This window comes from Glutamicibacter arilaitensis Re117 (assembly GCF_000197735.1).
In the GTDB taxonomy this organism is placed as follows: Bacteria; Actinomycetota; Actinomycetes; order Actinomycetales; family Micrococcaceae; genus Glutamicibacter; species Glutamicibacter arilaitensis.
This window is the reverse complement of record NC_014550.1, coordinates 3,452,830-3,472,519: the sequence shown is the minus strand read 5'-3', so window position 1 is coordinate 3,472,519 and position 19,690 is coordinate 3,452,830. Positions and strand designations below refer to the sequence as shown.

The following is a 19,690-nucleotide window of genomic DNA, read 5'->3' as shown; positions in this document are numbered from 1 at the left end:
CATCAATCGATGCCGGAGCCAATCTGGTTGGAACAGGTGCCTGCGTCAGCTACTGCTTGATGTCCTCGGTGACCTTCACGGAGGATTCGTCCTCGCGCTTGGCGAAGGATTTCGCATCACGGTAGGCGGCTGCCTCGTAGCGTTCGTGCGCTACCTTGGCCACATGCGCGTCACGCAGCGCCTGGTGCTGCGGGTTGCGGCGGACGTACAGGTAGCCGGCAGCCAGGATCAGGAACCATGCCGGGGTGATGATCAACGCGGTGAAGGTATCGGCCTGGGTGGTCAGCGCCCAGAGGATGAAGACGAACAAGCCCAATACTACGTAAGGCATGACGCGTCCGCCGGGCATCTTGAACTTCGATGCATCGTGCAGATGCGGGCGGCGGGCGCGGAAGACCAGGTAGCTGAGCAGGATGATGGTCCAGACGAACATGAAGCACAACGCCGAAACGGTGGTCACCAGCGTGAAGGCTCCCATGACCGAATCGCCGCTGTAGAGCAGCGCGACGCCGGCGAGCAAGAACATGCAGGAGAAGAGCAACGCGTTCTTCGGGACCTTGCGGCTCGAAAGCTGCGAGAAGCCCTTGGGCGCATCGCCTTCCATGGACAGGCCACGCAGCATGCGGGAGGTCGAGTAGATGCCCGAGTTGGCACTGGAGGTCGCGGAGGTGAGCACCACGAAGTTGATGATGCCTGCGGCGCCGGCCAAGCCGGCCAGGGCGAACATGCCCACGAATGGGGACTGCTCGGCGGAGAACAGGTTCCATGGTTCCACGGTCATCAAGATGATCAAGGCACCGACGTAGAAGAACAGGATGCGCACAGGGATCGAGTTGATCGCCTTGGGCAGCGTCTTCTCAGGGTCCTTGGTCTCTGCTGCGGTGGTGCCCACCAGCTCAATGCCGACGAAGGCGAACACTGCAATCTGGAAGCCGGCTACGAAGCCCATGAAGCCGGTTGGGAACATGCCGCCTTCGGTCCACAGGTTGGAGAAGGAAGCAGTGGCCGAGTCGTGCTCGAAGCCGGTGATGACCATGACCAGGCCGACCACGATCAGTGCGCCGATGGCTACGATCTTGATCAGGGCGAACCAGAATTCGGTTTCGCCGAAGGCCTTCACGGTAGCCAGATTCAGCACCAGCAGCAATGCGATGCAGGCTAGAGCCGGAATCCACAACGGCAGGTCGCCCCACCAGAAGGCGACGTAGTGGGCGATGGCCACCACGTCGGCGATGCCGGTGACAACCCAGCAGAACCAGTAAGTCCAGCCGGTGAAGAACGCGGCCCATGGGCCGAGCAGATCGCCGGCGAAGTCGGCGAAAGTCTTGTATTTGAGGTTGCTCAGCAGCAGCTCGCCCATGGCGCGCATGACGAAGAAGAGCATGAAGCCGATGATCATGTAAACGAAGATGACCGATGGGCCGGCGACCGCGATGGTCTTGCCCGAGCCCATGAACAGGCCGGTGCCGATAGCGCCGCCAATGGCGATCAGCTGGATATGACGATTGGAGAGTCCGCGCTCGAGAGTGGGATCGGAACTTGTGGTACTCATGCTGGTTGCCTTCCAGGAGTGTGGCGTGACGCCCCGAAGGTGTCCTGCCTCCAAGCCTGGTTGGCTTGGAGCGCAGATACTCGCTTCGGTTGACACATCCGATTCGCGGCATTCCAGCTAGGCAGGCACGAATTGCTGCGCTCGGAGCAGCAGTCGCGGATGCCACGGGGAGTACCTCGAATCTGGTGCGCTTGATGCGGCACTGTTCGTGGTCCCTCCCCAATCTGTATTACTACCTGAGAGTTTTCACTTCGGCCCGAATACTGGGTGAAGCTTTGCTCCTTCGGTGAGTGCGGATGCTTCCGCACTGCTTTCCAGATTTGCCTTGTTCGTGGCGGTACGGGGGCCTGAGAGTTTCCTGGGGAGGAAATTGCTCCTACGGCACCCGCACTTGGCTAGGACGGAATTCTCCCGCCACGCGTCAGCGGCATAAGTGGTGATTGCGATCACAGTATGCCCAGAATTTAATATGTGGCGCAAATCGCATTTCACATTCTGGACTCAAATTTTCCGTGCAGGCATGCGAATCCGGGGATTCGTTACGCGAAATAAGGCTTTCCAGCTTCGTAACGTTTGTGCAAGTAGTGCTGTGAACGGCAGCAAGCGGGGCATCGGATCAACCGATGCCCCGCTCGCCCTTTGCCAGGTCTTATTTTCCGAAACTGCGCAGACGCAGGGAGTTGAGGACCACCAGCACCGAGCTGGCTGCCATCGCGGCTCCGGCGATCATCGGATTGAGCAGCCCCAAGGCCGCAATCGGGATGCCTGCGGTGTTGTAGGCGAAAGCCCAGAACAGGTTCATCTTGATGGTGGACAGGGTCTTGGCCGACAAATCGATGGCCTGGGTGACCTGATGCAAGTCGTTGCCCATCAAGGTGATGTCAGCTGCCTCGATGGCCACATCGGTACCAGAACCCATGGCGATGCCTAGATCGGCCTGGGCCAGCGCCGGAGCGTCATTCACGCCATCACCTACCATGGCCACGACCTTGCCTTGCTCTTGCAGGGCGGTGATCGCCTTGGCCTTGTCTGCTGGGAAGACCCCGGCAAAGACATCCTCCGCCTTGATGCCTACCTGTGCGGCGACCTTGGTTGCCACCGACTTGTTATCGCCGGTCAGCAGCACTACGCGCAGGCCGCGGTCCTGAAGTTCGCCAATCGCCTTGGCCGAGGTGTCCTTGATCTTATCTGCTACCGAGATCACGGCCTGGAACTGCTGGTCTACCGAGACCAGGATGGCGGTAGCGCCAGACTGTTCGGCTTCTTCCAGCATGGCCATCGCAGTGGCGTCCAGAACGGTGCCCTGCAGTTCCAGCCAGCTGTGCCGGCCTACGACTACGTGATGGCCGTTGACCATGCCGAGCACGCCGCCGCCCGGATCCGAGTCGAAGCCGCTGGCCTGTGGCAACGGGCCCAATTCGGCTGCCGCCTTGGCGATGGCCTGGGCAATCGGATGCTCGGAATGGTGCTCCACAGCGCCGGCCAGCATCAGGGCTTCATCGGGGCTGATGCCATCGATGGCTTCGGTGCCCAGGTGGGTCATGACGCCGGTGGTAACGGTTCCGGTCTTATCAAGCACAATGGTGTCCAGCTTTCGGGTATCTTCCAGGACCTGGGGGCCACGGATTAAGATGCCAAGCTGCGCGCCGCGTCCAGTGCCCACCAGCAAGCCGATCGGGGTTGCCAGGCCAAGGGCGCAAGGGCAGGCGATGACTAGAACTGCCACCGCGGCGGTGAATGCCTGATAAGTATCGCCACTGGTGAAGAACCAGATGGCGAAGGTGAGAACGGCAATGGCCAAGACGATGGGCACGAAGACTGCGGAGATCCTGTCGGCCAGCCGGGCGATAGGAGCCTTGCCCGATTGGGCTTCGGAGACCAACTTGCCCATCTGCGCCAAAGTGGTGTCGGAGCCAATGCGGGTGGCTTCGATGACCAGGCGTCCGGAGGTGTTCAGCGTTGCGCCGGTGACCTCGTCGCCGGCACCTACCTTTTGCGGAACTGATTCGCCGGTCAGCAGCGAGGTGTCCACGGCGCTTGCGCCGTCAACGACCACGCCGTCGGTGGCGATCTTCTCACCCGGGCGCACCACGAAGTGATCTCCCACCTGGACCTGCTCGGCCGGAATCCTCGCTTCCTTGCCATCGCGCAGCACGACCGCGTCCTTGGCACCCAAGCTCAGCAATGATTTCAGGGCATCGGATGCCGAAGACTTCGCCCGGTGCTCCAGGAAGCGGCCCAGCAGCAGCAAGGTAGCCACCACGCCGGCGGTTTCGAAGTACAGTGCGTGTTCGGACATCGACATGCCGGTGTGCGCGGTCATCTGCGGATCCAGGATCAGCTGAATGGCCGAGAAGAGGTAGGCGGCGAGCACGCCCAAGGACACCAAGGTGTCCATGGTGGAGGCGAAGTGCCGTGCGTTGATCGCCGCGGCCTTGTGGAATGGCCACGCGCCATAGAAGACCACCGGGGTGGCTAGTGCGAAGGCAACCCAGCCCCAGTGCGGGAACTGGGCCCCGGGAATCATGGAAATGATGAAGAGCGGGATGGTGAAGACCGAAGATACGATCAGGCGCCGCAGCAGATTCTCTGGAACCAGATGCTCGTGTCCGCCGTGGTCTTCTTCTCCCGGCCCCGCATGATCTGCGTGCGCCGGCTTCGCAGGCTGCTTCAGCGAAGCGGTGTAGCCGGCTGCGGCAACGGTGCTGATCAGCGTTTCGTCGCTGATATCTGCCGGAACCTGGACCTTGGCGGTCTCCAGCGGCAGATTCACCGATGCGCTGACGCCGGGCAGCTTGCCGAGTTTTCGTTCCACGCGGTTCACGCAGGATGCACAGGTCATTCCCTGGATATCCAGCTCGACTGTGCGGGGTTCCGCGCGGGTTTCGTGCGGGGCAGGGGAAGTCATGATTTTTACCTTGACACTTTCTTGCCGCTTGCCAGGCTTTGCGCCTGGCTTTTTCGGCTAGGAATTAATGGCTTCGAGCGTGTAGCCGGCCTCGTCAATGGCGCTGCGGATGCTCGCTTCGTCCAGGGAACTGGCGGAGGTTACCGTTGCGGTGGAGACTCCCTTGGCGTCGAGAATGACTTCTACATCCTGCACGCCTACAATTTCCTTCAGTTCTTCGGTGACCGATGCTACGCAGTGCCCGCAGGTCATCCCGGAAATCTTGAGTTCCGTCCGGGTGGCCAGCGGGCTGCTCTGCTCACGTGGAATGATCTGCAGGCCCTGGTTGGAGTTCTTCTCCGAGGAGCATCCGCAATTGCAGTTGTGGCTCATGATCTTGCTCTCTTTCAATGAATTCGGTGTGAATTGGAAACTTCGGGTAATCCAGGTGCTTATCGCACCAGGCGCGAAATGGCGGCGGTGGCCTCGGCAATTTTCTCTTGCACGATGCGCGGGTCACCCGATTCGATAGAAGACTTGGCCGCATCTACGACGCAGTGTCCGATGTGGTCATCGATCAGTTGCGCGCTGACCTTGTGCAATGCGGCGTTGATCGCGGAGATCTGCGTGAGGATGTCGATGCAGTATTTGTCCTCATCTACCATCCTGGCAACCCCGCGCACCTGGCCTTCAATGCGTTTCAAGCGACGCTCAAGTGCGCTTTTATCCGCGTGATAGCCATGGTGTTCGGCGTGCCCATTCGGGTTCTGGGTGGTATCCATACTTCGATTATACCCCTAGGGGGTATTAAGTCAAGTACCCTCTGGGGGTATGTGGCATCCCCCAATAGGCAAGGGAAGCACGATAGGATTTCACCCGTGAGCCACAACGAACTTCATGTGCGTCCGATTTCCGGCACCGAGCACTCAGCATTCCTTGAGACCGCCCAAGACGTCAGCTTCCTGCAGCGTCCCGAGTGGGCTCAGGTCAAGAGTGGCTGGCGTGGAGAATCCCTCGGTTGGTTCGAGGAGGATGAACTGGTGGGAACCGCGCTGGTACTGCACCGCGCGGCCCCGGTCATCAAGAAGACCCTCGCCTACATCCCCGATGGCCCGGTCATCGATTTCGGCAGCTATGCAGCCGAGCAGGTCATCGCTCCGCTGTCCGCCTACCTGAAGAATCGCGGCGCGTTCCAGCTGAAGATGGGTCCGGGATTGGCCGTGCGCACCTGGGGTGCCGCTGCGGTACGCAAGAACCTGGGCAAGGAAGGCTTCAGCCAGCTCGCAGACCTTGAGCTCAAGAGCAGTTCGCAGACCGCACTGGCGCTGAACGATGCACTGGCCAAGCTGGGCTTCACCAAGGAAGACGTCGGCATGGACTTTGCCGCCGGCCAGCCCGAATACGTAGCCCGCGTCGCGCTGCAAGACGATGAGGGTAACCAGCTGGATGCCGATGGGGTCATGGCCAGCTACTCCTCGACCACCCGCAACGAAACACGCAAGGCGCTCAAGAGCACCCTGGAAATCGAAATCGGCGAAACCAAGGACATGGCACGTTTCCATGCCCTGTACAACCACACCGCGGACCGCCAGGAGTTCACCGGCCGGCCGCTGAGCTACTTCGAAAAAATGCACACCGTGCTCAACGAAGCCGTGCCAGGCTCATGCACCCTGTACATCGCCAGCAACGAAGGCGTGGATCTGGCTGCCGCCATCGTGATCCGCTCCTCGAATCTCGCCTGGTACCTCTACGGTGCTTCTTCCTCCGAGCAGCGCAAGCTGTTCGCGCCGAAGGCAATCATGCAGCACATGGTCAGCGATTCCATCGCCGCCGGCTGCCGCTACCTGGACCAGGGCGGGGTGAGCGCCACCTTGGATAAGGAGCACCACCTCTCGGGCCTGACCAAGTTCAAGACCAACACCGGCTGCGACATCGTGCAGACCAGCGGCGAATGGGACCTGGCATTGAACAAGCCACTGGCCTGGGCCTTTGAAAAATACATGAACTGGCGCAAGAAGTAGGGAATCCAGCACTGTGGCAATCGATCCAACCCAGCCTTTTGTCCCCGTCATCCTCGGCGGAGATATCGGCACCTACACCCTGGCGCGCGAATTCTATGAAGCCTACGGGGTGCGTTCGGTTGTGCTTCCGGCAGCCGGCAACGGGGTCATCGAGCATTCGGTAGCCATCGAACTGCGGCCCATCGGCTCCATGGCCGATGAAGACCGTGTCGCCAGCGCCCTGGCCGAGCTGGCCAGGGAACTGAAGTCGGAAGCAGATCGACCGCTGATGCTTTTCGGGTCGCTGGACTTCCACATCATGCTGATCGCCAAGAACCGCGCAGCGCTCGAAGAGCACTATGTCATCCCATACCCGCAGCTGGAGACCATTGAAGCTGCCGCGGTGAAGGAGAACTTCTACGCGCTCGCCGAAAAACTGGGCATCGCCCACCCGCGCACCTCGGTGTACTACCCGGGCGCGGATCTGGCGCAGCTGGCAGGTTCCTTCACCTACCCGGTGATCGGCAAGCCATCGAGCTCCGCAGATTGGATCGCCGCCAAGTTCGTGGGCAAGCAGAAGATCCACACCATCAACAGCCGCGATGAACTCGAATCATTGGTTTCCAAGATCGATGCCAGCGGCTACAACTCCGGCTACATCTTCCAGGAATACATTCCCGGCGGCGATGACGCGATGCGCCTGTGCACCTACTTCGCCACCAACGAAGAAAAAGTCATCTTTGCCGGCTATGGCGAAGTGGTCATCGAGGAACACGCGCCACTGGTGCTGGGCAACTCCGCGGCCATTGTCACCGGCCGCAATGACCAGATGGCAGCCGATGGCGCCCGCATGCTTGAAGAACTGGGCTGGCGGGGCATTGCCATGATCGATGCGAAGTACGACCACCGTGACGGCACGGTGAAATTCTTCGAGATCAACCCGCGGCTGGGTCGCAACCACTTCTATCTCACCGCCGCCGGGGTGAATCCGGCCCGCTTCTACGTCACCGAGTTCCTCGGAGCGCAGTTCGATGATTCGAACCCGCAAACCGATGCCGTGGTGGATACCGAAGCCGGTGTCCTGCAGCTCTCGCGCCAGCAGCTGTTCACCGTGCTGCCGCACCACCTGCTGCGCCGTTTTCTGGACAGCGATACCGGGCGCAAGGCAGAAGCATTGCTCAAGGCCGGCAAGGTCTCCAACCCGTTGAAGTTCGCAGCCGAAAAGAACCTGCGCCGAAAGCTCTACTTGCTGCTGAACGCGGTCAACCATTACCGCAAGTACAAGAAGTTCCCGCCGCGCACGCTGCAGCCCTAGGGCCTGGCGGCGTTAGGGGAGCTGGGCTTGAGTGCATCCTGCGCCGTCGCCCACCCATCGCGGGCCTGGGCCCATGGGCTTTGCGCGATCGTGGCGCCGTCCAGGATGTCCAGGCTCACCGGTTGGCCGTCGTATTCGGGCGTGAGCGTATCCGAGGCCATGGCCTTTGCAGCGCGGATGCGCAGGGCAACGGTTTGATCAGGATCCAGCGAGGTCGACATGGCATTCCATTCCAGTGTTGAAATCGCCGCCTGGCCGGCAGGAATGAGAACACGCTCAAGCATGATGCCCGGTTCAGGTTGCAACTGGACCTCCTGTTGGGGCTCGCCGGCCTCGTTGAGGAAATCGATCTGCGGGTAGGACCTCAGCGCACACGCGTGGGCAGAAATATTCTTGGCGTAGACGGACATGTATCGTGAGCCGGTCGCCGCGTCGGGAGAACCGAGCATGATCTGGAGATCATCGGCTGCGCACATCGATGCTGCTGGGTCCTGAGGCCAAGCTTCAATATTCTCGGGAAGGTCGACGGGCTTGGGAATCAGCCAATCCGGTTTCATGCCGCCAACCCACCCTTCAAGGATTTCACTGTAGTCATGGGAGAACAGCCTGTAAGGCATCGGCCGGTTCAAAGCCTCATGCTGGTCCAGCCATTTCTGGATGTCCTTTGCCCGACCGGCTGGTTCCATTTCGTGAACCGTCATTTCCAGCCCGGAACCAGCGATGCGAACGCTCTGAACTCGCCCGCTTCTCACGGCTTCGGCAATGAGCTCGATTTCGGAATAGTCGCTGGGCCGTCCGGGGGAGTAGCTGATGAAAGAATCCCTCACGGCCAGTTCCGCGGGGGATAGCTGCTCCGCCGCGGACTTTCCGAGTACCAGAAACTGCTCCAAGCTGTTCGCGGTGGCCGAGTAATTCCTGACTTCAGGCGCGCCGAGATGATGCATGCTGAACGCGAAGGCTGCAGTCTTGCCCAGTTCGACGGGCTTCTCTTGTTCGTTGCGGGCGTCTTGAGCAAAGGACTCGGCGACTTCCAGCGGGTAGCTCTTTCGATCAAGGCCTTGCATCTGCTCTGCTGTGCCTGCCACTAGGCTCAGCTCGGTGCGCGCCCAACGCAGTTCAGCAGCTTTGCCTTGAACCTGTTGCGCGAGTTGTTCCGCCAGAGCACCAGCCTGCGCGGCATCGAGCTGATCTGAGAGCACGAACTGCAGCTGGACAGCAAGCTCCGGCTTGGCAAGAGCATCGTGTTCCACGGTGCCAGCGGAGGCTTGGTAGCCCAGTAGGCCCTCCTGCTGTGCAACAGCGGAGGCGAAACTGCAAACCTCATTGGGTGCGTTACATGAATCCCAAGGCTTCCAAATGAGCAGGACTGCCGCGACGAGGGCCAGCGCGATCCCGAAGGCCTCAGCGCGCAGTGATTTCATCTAGCTACTGTATCAAATGGGCCTTGGCACCTGTTCAACAGGTGCAGGAAAAAATACTCAGGAGCAAAGCGAGTAAAATTCAAATCACACGTACTTTGAAAGCGAGTTTCCATGAGTTTGAAAGATCGCCTGCGCGATGACAGCATTGCCCACCTGAAGGCAGGCAACGAGCTTGAGAAGACCACCCTGCGCAATATCCTCAGTGCCATCGGCACCAAGGAGAAGTCGGGAAAGAACCCGAGCGAACTGAACGATCAGGACGTTGAAACCTTGCTGCGCAAAGAAGTAGGCAACCGCGAGGAAACCGCTGCCCTGGCGGCCAAGGATGGCCGCACGGACCTGGCCGAACGAGAATTGGCTGAAGCTGCGTTCATTTCCACCTACCTGCCGAAGATGCTGGAAGAAGCCGAGGCGCAGAGCATCGTTGACCGCATTATGGGAGAGCTGGCCGCGGATCACGAACTGACCATGAAAGACATGGGCCAGGCCATGAAGCTGGTGGGTGCAGAAATCGCCGGGCGATTCGATGGCAAGGCTGTCTCACAGATGGTTCGCGCCAAGCTGGCTTAAGCGCTATTTATCGTAACGTTCACGGGTCGTCCCTGCTGAGGGACGGCCCGTTTTCGTAGTCTGAAGCAGTTATATAGGTTCCGGTATGTGAAAGAGCTACCCTGTGAATACCATGCCTGACTTCCCGAAAAACCGTCTCACCCTGCCTAAGAGCCTGGGTGTTCTGCTGATTATCGCCATTATTCTTGCCTCGCTGAACTTGCGTCCGGCAGTCACCTCCTTGGGGGCTTTGCTGGATCTGGTCATCGAGGATCTGCAGATGAATGGCTTCGTCGCCGGAATGATCACCGGCATTCCGCCGCTGTGCTTCGCATTGCTCGGCCCTTTGGCTCCGCGGCTAGCTGGCAAGCGCGGTCCGGAGCTGGTGGTTGTCGCCGCCATGGCAGCAGTGCCGCTGGGCATCGCCTTGCGTTCGGTCGCACCGGGAACCGGGTTCTTCCTGCTGTGCACTGCATTGGCGCTGGCTGGTATTGCCGTGGGCAATATCCTCATGCCGGTCTTGGTTAAGCGATGGTTCCCCGAGAAGGTGGGTATTGCCACCGGTGCCTACACGACCGCAGTGGCCCTTGGCGCGTCAGGCGTCGCAGGCATCGCCGTGCCGGTGAACCAGATGCTCGGCGGCAATTGGCGTGTGGGCCTGGGCTTCTGGGGATTGCTGGCGTTGGTGGCACTTGTCCTGTGGGTTGTGGTGTATTTCGGGCTCAAGAACCAGATTGGCCACCATCAGCAGCAGGCCAAGACCGATACCCAGGCCGCTGATCTTGGCCCCATGAGCAAGAACTCCACTGCTTGGTGGGTAGCGCTGTTCTTTGGCGGGCAATCTGCGGTGGCCTATATTTTCATGGGCTGGCTGCCCAAGATCTTCATTGACTTTGGTGCGTCCCCGGCCTTCGCCGGATCCTTGCTCGCAATCCTGCTGGGCGTGGGAGTGCCGCTGTCCTTCGTCATGCCGGCCTTGGCGGCGAAATTCGCCAACCAGGCACCGCTGGTGATCGTCAACGGCGTCGTCGGCATGATCGCGATTATCGGCATGCTCATTGCTCCGCTGCAGTACGCAGTGCTCTGGGTTGTGTTGCTGGGCATTTGCGGATCGAACTTCCCACTGGCCCTGACCATGATCGGGCTGAAGGCGCGCACCGCAGCCGGCGTGTCCAGGCTGTCCACCTTCGGACAATCAGCGGGCTATCTGCTGGCCTTCCCCGGACCGTTTTTGGTCGGCGTGCTTCACGAAGTCACCGGCTCGTGGACCGCGCCGATGCTGCTTATCGCGGGGTTGATCATCTTCCAGACCCTGGTCGGCGTGATGGCTGGACTGCCCCGGTACATCGAAGATGCGCAGCGGCAGGAGATCCTCTAACTGGCGACTTCTCCCGCAGCGGCAGCATCAACATGCTTTCCAAAGCCCAAATCCGCTTTGGTCCCGGCAATGCGGCCGGCAATTGAAGCATTGGCGCTGCCCGAGGCCGCTCGATTGCGGCTGCGGCGCAGGAAGGGATACTTGCTGCTGACAAAATCGTCAACTTGCTCTTTGCGGCTCACCAGCACCAGTTCGGTGCCGTTGCCGTTGCCGGTGCTCTCGCTTTCCTCGCGATAGAGGTTGGCAATGCGCGAGGCGACCTGCAGGTAGAAGCTGCGCTGGAACTCTCGGCGTTCAATGCTCTTCTCCGAGTCGGAGTACCACTGGGTGTAGAGCTTGCCCTCGTCCGCCCACCAGTGCGTCATGGCAGCAGTAGCCTGGACGATCAGCGAGGTAAAGAGATTCTTGACGGTGGCGACATCGGATTCGTGGCCGATGATGTACAACCGGCAGGACTTTGAATAGTTGGTCTGCAGCATGGAGACCGTGCGGAAAGCCCTGCCTACGGCGCTGAGGCCATCGCGCTGCCCCAGACGGTAGACGCCATGCATATCGAAATGCTCCTCGACGATGGCTTCCTTTTTCTTGCCGGCCTTGGCGCTTTGCGCATCGAGTTCTGCCCGGCCGATGCCATAACGCACCATCAGCCGCTCGGCATGTTCTTGGAAGGCTTGGGCCTCATGCGGGAACGTGGTGTTCTCAGCTTTGTTCAGCAGCAGGGTAATGCGCTCTTTCAAGCGCTGCAGCTTGTGCTCAGAGGTGCTCATGAGTTCTTCCTTGGTGGCGGATTCTTGGCTTGCAAAGCGGCTGGTGTCGATTCACAGCACTAGTTTGGCACGAGGCGGCGACAGTTGCTTGAGGGGCTGTGGGTAACTGCTCCAGGTTTCCTCTAGCCGGATCTGGTGTCCGCGCGTAGAGTGAAGGCACCAAGCAGGTCCAGCAAGTCCTGAATCCTTGATTCGGGGCTAGTCAGTGGGAGGTTTGAGATGGGTGATTTCCGGGCATACACCATGGAAGAGCGAAGCACGTACTTAGCTCCGTCCTGCGAACGCTGCGGACAGCATCGCCACGTGGTCTGGGACAAAGTCGAAGGAACCGACACCTATCGCCCCCGCGATGCCGGCTGCTCCAATGAGGCCTGCACCGCGTAGCTAGGCAAGCCGCAGGCCCAGCGCGGTCGAGATGCGTGCGGATGCTTCCTTGAGAACCTGTGCAATATGCTCCTGATCGCGTTCCAGCGGGGGATAGATCACCGCGATGGCTGCTGGTTTGCCCTGGGGCAGAAGCAGCGGCACCGCAATTGAGGTCAGTCCCGGGATGACTTCGTCGTGGCTGAATTCGTAGTGCTTGGCCGGGTGCTCTTCGGGGTTGAGCATGGAGCGGATGACCCGTCCCGGTGCGCCGTTGTCGATCGGGTGGCGCGTGCCTGGCCGCTGAGCCACGGTTGCGTCGGCAAGCCGGGGTTCGGCAGTGCTCAGGGTGACTGCGGCTTCGCCGTCGAAGACCACCAGCAGGGCAGTCATCTGCAGTTCGTCGCTGACGGTTGCCAGGTGCGGTGCGGCTGCGGCCTGCAGGGACTTGGCGACGTTGCGCGCCAGCGCTCCCAAGCGTGCCCCCAATTCGAGTTCGCCTGCCGGGTTGCGCTCCACGAAACCGTACTGCTCGAAGGTCTTGACCAGCCGGTAGGCCATGGAGCGGTGCACGCCCAGCTTTCCGGCCAGTTCCGAGACGCTCAGCGGTGTCGCGGATTCCCCGATCAAGGTCAGCGCTTCTAGCCCGCGGCCCAGGGTCTGCGAACCGCCTTCGGTGGTTTTAGTCATGGTCCAATCATTTCATCTGGCATGCGCGCATGGCGCCGCACCGTTCCCGGTGTGATCTACGTCTTGCCCTCAGCCTACGTGAAAGCTACGATTGTTTCTATAGTTAGAACAGTGTCGCAACTATAGAGACAATGATGTTAGGCGGCACGACGATTAGGGGAGCCATCAATGCAGATTCACCACAGGGGATATGTCTCCGGAGATCCGCGCGTCAAGGAAGCGGCCGGCTACGGAATCGACCGCGCCGAAGAGATTCCAGATGAAATGGACGTACTGATCGTCGGCACCGGCCCGGCCGCCGCCGTGGTGACCGCGCAGCTTTCGCGCTTCCCGAGCATCAACGCCCGCGCCATCGAGATGCGCCCGGGACGCCTCGAAGTGGGCCAGGCTGACGGCATCCAGGCCCGCTCGGTGGAAACCTTCCAGGCCTTCGGCTTCGCCAACGAGGTCATCGAAGAGGCCTACCGCAATGTCGAGATGTGCTTCTGGACCCCGGACCCGGAAAACCCGGAGAACATCAAGCGCCACTCGCGCGCCGCCGATGATTCCACCGGCATGAGCGAATTCCCGCACATCTACGTGAACCAGTCGCGCATCCTGGACTACTTCCTGCGTGATGCCGAACGCGCCCCGGGCAAGATCACCCCGGACTACGGCGTGGAATACCTCGGCTGCGAGATCGATCCGTCGGCCGAATACCCGGTGACCGCGCGCATCAAGTACGTGGCCGGAGAACGCGCAGGCGAAGAGCGCACCGTGAAGGCCAAGTACCTGGTCGGCGGCGACGGCGCACGCAGCCAGGTGCGCCGCTCGCTGGGCCACAAGCTGCACGGCGATGCCGCGCTGCACGCCTGGGGCGTCATGGACGTCATGGTCAACACCGACTTCCCGGACATCCAGGTCAAGTGCTCCATCCAGTCGCATGACGCGGGCAATATCCTGCTTATCCCGCGCGAAGGCGGCTACCTGGTTCGCTTCTACGTGGATCTGGGCGAGCTGACCGCCGAGGATGCCGGGGCCATCCGCAATACTCCGGTGGAAGAGATCGTGGCCACCGCGAACCGCATCATCCACCCGTACACCATGGACGTGAAGAACGTCGCCTGGTTCTCGGTCTACGAAGTGGCCCACCGCATCACCGACGGCTTCGACGATGTAGAAGACCACGAGCGCGGCACCCGTTGCGCACGGGCCTTCATCATGGGCGATGCCTGCCATACCCACTCGGCCAAGGCCGGGCAGGGCATGAATGTGTCCATCCAGGACGGCTTCAACCTCGGCTGGAAACTGGCCGCCGTGCTCGAAGGCCGTGCCCCCGAAGCGCTGCTGGATACCTACGCCGAAGAGCGCAAGGTCATCGCGCAGAACCTGATCGACTTCGACAAGGAATGGTCCACCCTGATGGCCAAGTCCGTGGATGACTGGGAAGACCCGGACGAACTGGAGAAGTACTACACCAAGACCCAGGAATTCCCTGCCGGCTTCATGACCCAGTACACCGAATCACCGATCACCACCGGCACCGAGCACCAGGACCTGGCCCCGGGCTTCCCGGTGGGAAAGAGATTCAAGTCCGCCGAGGTCATCCGCCGCTCGGATAACCGCTGGCGCCACCTGGGCCACTTCCACGAAGCCGACGGACGCTGGCGCGTCTACGCCTTCGCCGATGCCGCCGCCCCGGCGCTGGAAGGCACCGCCATGGCCGACTTCGCCGCCTGGTGGAGCGCGGACCCAACCTCGCCGCGCAACCTGTACACCCCGGCGGGCGGGGACGAGGACGCGGTCTTCGACACCAAGGCCATCTACCAGCAGGACTACACGCAGGTGGAACTGCACGACGTGCCCAAGGCCTTCCAGCCGCTGAAGGTGCCGTTCGGCCTGCATGACATCAACCAGGTGTTCGCCGCCGGCCATGGCCGCGACATCTTCCGCGACCGCGAGATCAGCAAGGACGGTGCCATCGTGGTGGTCCGCCCGGACCAGTACGTCGCCGGCATCTTCCCGCTGGAGTCGCGCGAGGAAATCGCCGGGTTCTTCGCGGGGAACATGCTTCCGGTCAACGGCTAGGAAACCCTATTGGCTCTTTTGGCCGCACCCTGCTGAACCATGGGTGCGGCCAAGGGGCCAAGCCTGCATAACTGCCGCCAAGCTGTCGCGCGCTGCTGGTAGCCTCGGGTGCATGAGCGCACTTTTCGACACTCTGCCGGTTCGCCGCATCACCGAACATCCCAAGGCACCCATGGATCGTTCCGATTGGGCCGCCCAGATTCCGGCGGTGCAGCAACTTCTTGACGAGGGCCTTGAACTGGGCCAGCTGACTGTGCTGGTGGGGGAAAACGGCGCGGGAAAATCGACACTCGTCGAGGCGATTGCAGCGGCCTTTGGACTGAATGCCGAGGGCGGAACCCGCAACAGCATGCACCAGACCCAGCCCACCGAATCCGGGTTGTCCTCGCACCTGCAATTGGAACGCGGAGCCGGTGCGTCCAAGGCCGGAGTGTTCTTGCGCGCAGAAACCATGCACGGGCACTTCGCCTATCTGGGCTCCATCGGCTCGCGCGGAAAGCACAATTTCCAGAGCCATGGCGAATCCTTCGTCGAGTTCTTCACCGAGCGCTCGTATGTCAATGGGTTGTGGGTCTTCGACGAAGCCGAGTCAGCGCTGTCCTTCAATAGCTGCCTCATGCTGCTCTCGCATATTGCAGATCTGCTGCGTTCCGGTTCTCAGGTGATTCTCTCCACCCACTCGCCAATTCTTGCTTCCTTGCCGGAGGCGAGAATCTATGAAATTGGCGAGTGGGGAATCCGCGAATCGGACTACGACGAGTTGGACATGGTGCGGAACTGGCGGCTTTTCCTGGATGCCCCGGGACGGTACCTACGCCATTTCAATGACTAGATTGCCGACGCAGCGTGGTCTTCGGTTAGAGCGGCGCTGCTAATTCCCCTAAGCTTTAAGCAACGGAAGACGAAGGGACGCACTATGGCCAAGAAGCGCTCAATTTGGGCTCGAATGTTCGGTATCGGCAAGGCTAACGCCAACGCCGCTTTGGATGCTCTGGAGGATCCGAAGAAGATGCTGGACCAGTCGGTTCGCGAATACACCAACAACATCGCCCAGGCCGAACAGGCCGTAGCCCAGACCATCGGCAACCTGCGCATGGCCGAGGACGACCACTCCAAGCTCCAACAGGAAGTAAAGGAGTGGGGCGGCAAGGCCCTGGCTGCGTCCAACAAGGCCGATGAATACTCTGCTGCCGGCGATGCAGACAACCAGCAGAAGTTCAACCAGCTGGCCACCGTGGCCATCCAGCGCCAGATGGATGCTGAAAAGCGCGCCAAGAACCTGGAATCGACCATCACCACTCAGCGTGAGGTCGTTGCCAAGCTGAAGACCGGTCTGAACACCATGCAGACCAAGCGCCAGGAACTCGTAGCCAAGCGTGATGAGCTCGTTGCCCGTGCCCGCAATGCCAAAACCCAGAACCAGATGATGGACACCCTCAAGGCGCTGGACGTCAATGACCCGACCAGCGAGATCAGCCGCTTCGAGCAGAAGATCCGCCAGGACGAAGCCAAGGTTCGTGGTGCCCAAGAGCTGGCGGCGTCCTCGCTGGATGCGCAGTTCGCCCAGCTCGAAGACCTTGGGGCTGCCAGTGAAGTTGATGCAAGATTGGCGGCGATGAAGGCCAGCAGCGCACCGCAGGATGTGCTGGAAGAAGCAGATGACGCGGCCGCAATCGAAGCCGGCCAGCCGCAGGTTTCCGAGATTGAAGCCCGCCTGGCCGCGTTGAAGAAGAACCAGGCCTAGCTTCTTGTGCTCTGCAACAGGTTCGTAGCGGACCTGGGCAGGTAATTTAGCTGGGAACGCAAAACCTCCCTTCCGCAGATCTGAATGGACCTGTGGAAGGGAGGTTTTGCCGTTATCGGAGCAAGATCAGTCTTCCCACGGGCCGGGACCCGAATCTTGCGGGTAGAAACTCGCGTTGCCAGCCGAGACCTCAACCGAGATCTTGTTCGGTGAATCCTTGTCGGTGGCCAGCAAGTTCGAGATATCGCCAGCAGCAACATCCTGCCGCACATCGTAGGTGGCATCTGGCAGTTCCAGTTCCAGGGAACCCGCGCTCACGGTTGCTTCAATGAGTTCAGGAGCCTTGCCCGAGAGCGTCCCCTTCAAGTCGCCAGCAGAAATTTCGAAGTCGGCCTTCTGCACGTCCTCCAAGGAGATCTCAGCGCTACCGGCACCGATTTCCACCGTAGCGAATTGGGCGGTTCCGGAGATATCCAAGTCCCCGGCGCCTACCTGCACGTCCAGGTTCCTGAAGGAACCCACCGCATTGAAGTCGCCTGCGGCCAGATCGAACAAGGCATCCAGGCTGCCGTCATTCATTGACTCGGGCAAGGTGAGCACCGCAGCGTTCTCAAAGTTGCCGCAGCCAAAGAAGCACCAGTTGCCCCAGCCATTGGGTGAATCGACTACCAGGTTGCTGCCCTCGCGCTTCAGCTTCCAGTCCCGGGAATTCGTGCTGTCCACATCCAAGGTGGCTTCATTGACCTCTGCGAAGCGCAGGTCGAAGTTTCCGGCCCCAGCGGAGATCTCCAAGCCGGTCACCCCTTGCACGCTTGCACTGTGGGTGGACTGGTCGCGGTTCAGAGCCGCGAACGCGCTGCGGGCGGAGCCGATCAGCAAGGTCAATACGACCAGGCCGCCGAGCACAGCGAGAATGATATTCAGCGCGTTGCCGCTGCTTTTGGGAGCACCGGGAGCTGGTGGCATCGGGCTTGGTTGTGTCTGAGTCATGATTCTGTCCTGTCGGTGTTGGTCGTGCCCAGGTTCTGGATATGCGCCAGGGCTGCCAGCACACGCCGGTTGCCCGTTCCATCGGCTTCCAAGCCGAGTTTCTGGAAGATGGAGGTGATGTACTTTTCAACGCTGGCTTCCGAGAGGAAGAGCAGTGCGGCGATGGCTTGGTTGGATTTCCCTTCAGCTACGGCCGCCAGCACGGTGCGTTCGCGGTCGGTGAGCCGCTGCATCCGGTCATCGTGGTTTCTTCGTGTCAACAGCTGTGCCACCACTTCCTGGTCGAGGATCGTTCCGCCGGCTGCGATCTGCTCTAGGGAAGCGACGAATTCGCTGACATCTGCCACGCGATCCTTGAGCAGGTAGCCGATGGCCCCGGAGCGGGTGGAAATCAATTCCGAAGCGTAGCGTTCCTCCACATACTGCGAGAGCACCAGCAGTGGCAGATCTGGGTATTTCTTGCGCACCTCCAGGGCTGCCCGGATGCCCTCGTCGGTGTAGGTCGGCGGAAGCCGGACATCCAGAATGCAGATCTGCGGGAAGTCTTCTTCGGATGCCGAGTCCAAGAAGGGCATCAGTCCGCTGGCTTCTGGCAGGTCGGCCACCACGCGGTGGCCGCTGTGGTCGAGCAATCGGACCAGGCCTTCGCGCAAAAGCACTGAATCCTCGCAAATTAGTACGCGCATGGCACACTCACTTCCAATGTTGTCGGCCCTCCGGCCGGGCTGTCCAGGCTCAAGGTTCCGCCGGCTGCGACGATGCGGTTATTGATTCCGTCCAGTCCGCCGCCGGGGGTGATGCGCGCTGAACCCACGCCGTTGTCCTCGATGCGTGCCCACAGGCGGGGTTGCCCGTTAGTTTCGCGAACTCGCACGGTGACCAGGCAGCGCTGGGCTCGGGAGTGCTTGGCCGCGTTGGTCAGCGCCTCGGCGATGGCGAAGTACACCGCCGCTTCGGCGACGCGGGGATAGCGTCCTTCCAGCAGCACATCGAGCTGGACCGGGATATGCGAGCGGCCGGCTACCGCCGAGAGTGCCGCATCCAGTCCACGGTCATCGAGCACTGAAGCGTAGATGCCGCGGGTGAGCTGGCGCAGCTCGGTAATGGCTGACTTGGTCGAGGCGTGCGCCTCGGCCACCAGTTCCTTAGCCTTCTGCGGGTTCTCATCGATCTGCTGGTGCGCCAGGCCCAAGGTCATGGCTACCGAGACCAGGCGCGGCTGGACCCCGTCATGCAGATCGCGCTCAATGCGGGTGCGCTCAACCTCGGCGGCACGCACTGCGCCTTCGCGCTGCACCGCGGTGGAACGCACGCGCTCGGTCAGCTCGGTTTCCCGGGCCAGCGAGCCGATGATGCCTACGGTGATGCTGCGGTGCAAGAAGCCTAATCCGACGGCCACACCTGCGCCGGCTAGGGCCAGCAAGAACATCCATGGGGCTTGGGAAGCTGGGATTTCCCAGGAGAGCGGGCCGGGGACCGTCTCCACGCCGGCCAGCGGAGCGAAGGACAGAACGGCGAAGTGCACCGACGACTCCAGCGCCCCGAGCAGGATCGCCCCGAACAGGCAGGAGATGACGAAGCTGCCAACGGCCGCCCACATCCTCCCGCTGGACAGTGCCCGTCCCACCGAGCGGACGTATTCGCCAAAGCCCGGTCCCCGGCGCTGGGGCCAGCTCAGTGGGACCGCTTCGATGCCGTACAGGCCGCTGATGCGCAGGATTTCAAAGCGTGCCAATCCGAAGAGGGCGGCAAGCAGGCCAACGAGCACGATCAGGCCTATGCCGAGGATCGGGGTCAGCCCGATGCCCACGGCAAGCCAGGCAGCGAACAGCGTCAGGACTATGGTTCCGAAGCTTCCCAGCAGAGCCAGATGCAACAACGTGTAGCCGAGTTTCAACGGCGGGCGGGCCGTTGCGGTGCCCGGCAAGTTCCATGGTGTCGAAGTCATACCTCAACACTAGAGCGCA

The 19,690-nt window shown here is 61.1% G+C and carries 18 protein-coding genes and 1 riboswitch; of the genes, 8 read left to right on the top strand and 10 right to left on the bottom strand.

All coding sequences use genetic code 11. From position 1 onward, the window contains the following. Positions 1-49: 49 nt before the first annotated feature. The 4 genes from cycA to AARI_RS16580 form a co-directional block, all read right to left on the bottom strand. Entirely contained in the window at positions 50-1,552 is a 1,503-nt protein-coding gene (gene cycA / locus AARI_RS16595) for a D-serine/D-alanine/glycine transporter (protein WP_013350399.1), read from the bottom strand. Positions 1,553-1,877: 325 nt separating this feature from the next. Next, positions 1,878-1,976, bottom strand: a riboswitch (glycine riboswitch). 225 nt (positions 1,977-2,201) lie between these two features. Continuing rightward, complete coding sequence (locus AARI_RS16590; RefSeq protein WP_013350398.1) at positions 2,202-4,460, bottom strand: heavy metal translocating P-type ATPase; 2,259 nt, start codon at positions 4,458-4,460, stop codon at positions 2,202-2,204. Between the two features lie 57 nt (positions 4,461-4,517). After that, positions 4,518-4,832, bottom strand: coding sequence for a heavy-metal-associated domain-containing protein (locus AARI_RS18830; RefSeq protein ID WP_013350397.1), 315 nt, complete (start codon positions 4,830-4,832; stop codon positions 4,518-4,520). A gap of 59 nt (positions 4,833-4,891) precedes the next feature. After that, on the bottom strand, positions 4,892-5,221 hold the full coding sequence (locus AARI_RS16580; protein WP_013350396.1) for a metal-sensitive transcriptional regulator: 330 nt from the start codon (positions 5,219-5,221) through the stop codon (positions 4,892-4,894). A 96-nt stretch (positions 5,222-5,317) separates the two neighbouring features. On the opposite strand from AARI_RS16580, the gene AARI_RS16575 reads away from it, so the two are divergent. Next, positions 5,318-6,460, top strand: coding sequence for a lipid II:glycine glycyltransferase FemX (locus AARI_RS16575; protein WP_013350395.1), 1,143 nt, complete (start codon positions 5,318-5,320; stop codon positions 6,458-6,460). Between the two features lie 13 nt (positions 6,461-6,473). Further along, positions 6,474-7,754, top strand: a complete 1,281-nt coding sequence (locus AARI_RS16570; protein WP_013350394.1) for a carboxylate--amine ligase — start codon at positions 6,474-6,476, stop codon at positions 7,752-7,754. Here AARI_RS16570 and AARI_RS16565 read toward each other — a convergent pair. Then, positions 7,751-9,175 (bottom strand): DUF4232 domain-containing protein, encoded by a 1,425-nt coding sequence (locus AARI_RS16565; protein ID WP_013350393.1) that lies wholly within the window; start codon positions 9,173-9,175, stop codon positions 7,751-7,753. The two genes, AARI_RS16570 and AARI_RS16565, sit on opposite strands and share 4 nt — an antisense overlap. Before the next feature lie 111 nt (positions 9,176-9,286). Between AARI_RS16565 and AARI_RS16560 the strand changes: the two genes are divergently transcribed. Beyond that, on the top strand, positions 9,287-9,745 hold the full coding sequence (locus AARI_RS16560) for a GatB/YqeY domain-containing protein (protein ID WP_013350392.1): 459 nt from the start codon (positions 9,287-9,289) through the stop codon (positions 9,743-9,745). 112 nt (positions 9,746-9,857) lie between these two features. Further along, positions 9,858-11,102: a CynX/NimT family MFS transporter gene (locus AARI_RS16555; protein WP_231849489.1), complete on the top strand. Its 1,245-nt coding sequence runs from the start codon at positions 9,858-9,860 to the stop codon at positions 11,100-11,102. Here AARI_RS16555 and AARI_RS16550 read toward each other — a convergent pair. Further along, complete coding sequence (locus AARI_RS16550) at positions 11,099-11,869, bottom strand: DUF2786 domain-containing protein (protein WP_013350390.1); 771 nt, start codon at positions 11,867-11,869, stop codon at positions 11,099-11,101. The two genes, AARI_RS16555 and AARI_RS16550, sit on opposite strands and share 4 nt — an antisense overlap. Before the next feature lie 219 nt (positions 11,870-12,088). Between AARI_RS16550 and AARI_RS19900 the strand changes: the two genes are divergently transcribed. Then, a complete protein-coding gene (locus AARI_RS19900; RefSeq protein ID WP_013350389.1) occupies positions 12,089-12,253 on the top strand; it encodes a hypothetical protein in 165 nt (54 codons plus the stop codon). Here AARI_RS19900 and AARI_RS16545 read toward each other — a convergent pair whose 3' ends face one another. After that, on the bottom strand, positions 12,254-12,922 hold the full coding sequence (locus AARI_RS16545; protein WP_013350388.1) for an IclR family transcriptional regulator: 669 nt from the start codon (positions 12,920-12,922) through the stop codon (positions 12,254-12,256). 168 nt (positions 12,923-13,090) lie between these two features. Between AARI_RS16545 and AARI_RS16540 the strand changes: the two genes are divergently transcribed. The 3 genes from AARI_RS16540 to AARI_RS16530 all read left to right on the top strand — a co-directional run bounded on the left by AARI_RS16540 (position 13,091) and on the right by AARI_RS16530 (position 16,733). After that, positions 13,091-14,989, top strand: coding sequence for an FAD-dependent monooxygenase (locus AARI_RS16540; RefSeq protein ID WP_013350387.1), 1,899 nt, complete (start codon positions 13,091-13,093; stop codon positions 14,987-14,989). 112 nt (positions 14,990-15,101) lie between these two features. Then, on the top strand, positions 15,102-15,821 hold the full coding sequence (locus AARI_RS16535) for an AAA family ATPase (RefSeq protein ID WP_013350386.1): 720 nt from the start codon (positions 15,102-15,104) through the stop codon (positions 15,819-15,821). Between the two features lie 84 nt (positions 15,822-15,905). After that, entirely contained in the window at positions 15,906-16,733 is an 828-nt protein-coding gene (locus tag AARI_RS16530; RefSeq protein WP_013350385.1) for a PspA/IM30 family protein, read from the top strand. Between the two features lie 126 nt (positions 16,734-16,859). Here the strand turns inward: AARI_RS16530 and AARI_RS16525 are convergent, their stop codons facing one another. From AARI_RS16525 to AARI_RS16515, 3 genes are read right to left on the bottom strand one after another with little or no spacing between them, the layout of a single operon-like run. Beyond that, positions 16,860-17,723, bottom strand: coding sequence for a DUF4097 family beta strand repeat-containing protein (locus AARI_RS16525; RefSeq protein WP_013350384.1), 864 nt, complete (start codon positions 17,721-17,723; stop codon positions 16,860-16,862). Further along, complete coding sequence (locus AARI_RS16520; protein WP_013350383.1) at positions 17,720-18,409, bottom strand: response regulator transcription factor; 690 nt, start codon at positions 18,407-18,409, stop codon at positions 17,720-17,722. The genes AARI_RS16525 and AARI_RS16520 overlap by 4 nt, the downstream gene beginning before the upstream one ends. Next, positions 18,397-19,671, bottom strand: a complete 1,275-nt coding sequence (locus AARI_RS16515; RefSeq protein WP_013350382.1) for a sensor histidine kinase — start codon at positions 19,669-19,671, stop codon at positions 18,397-18,399. The genes AARI_RS16520 and AARI_RS16515 overlap by 13 nt, the downstream gene beginning before the upstream one ends. Positions 19,672-19,690: the final 19 nt, after the last annotated feature.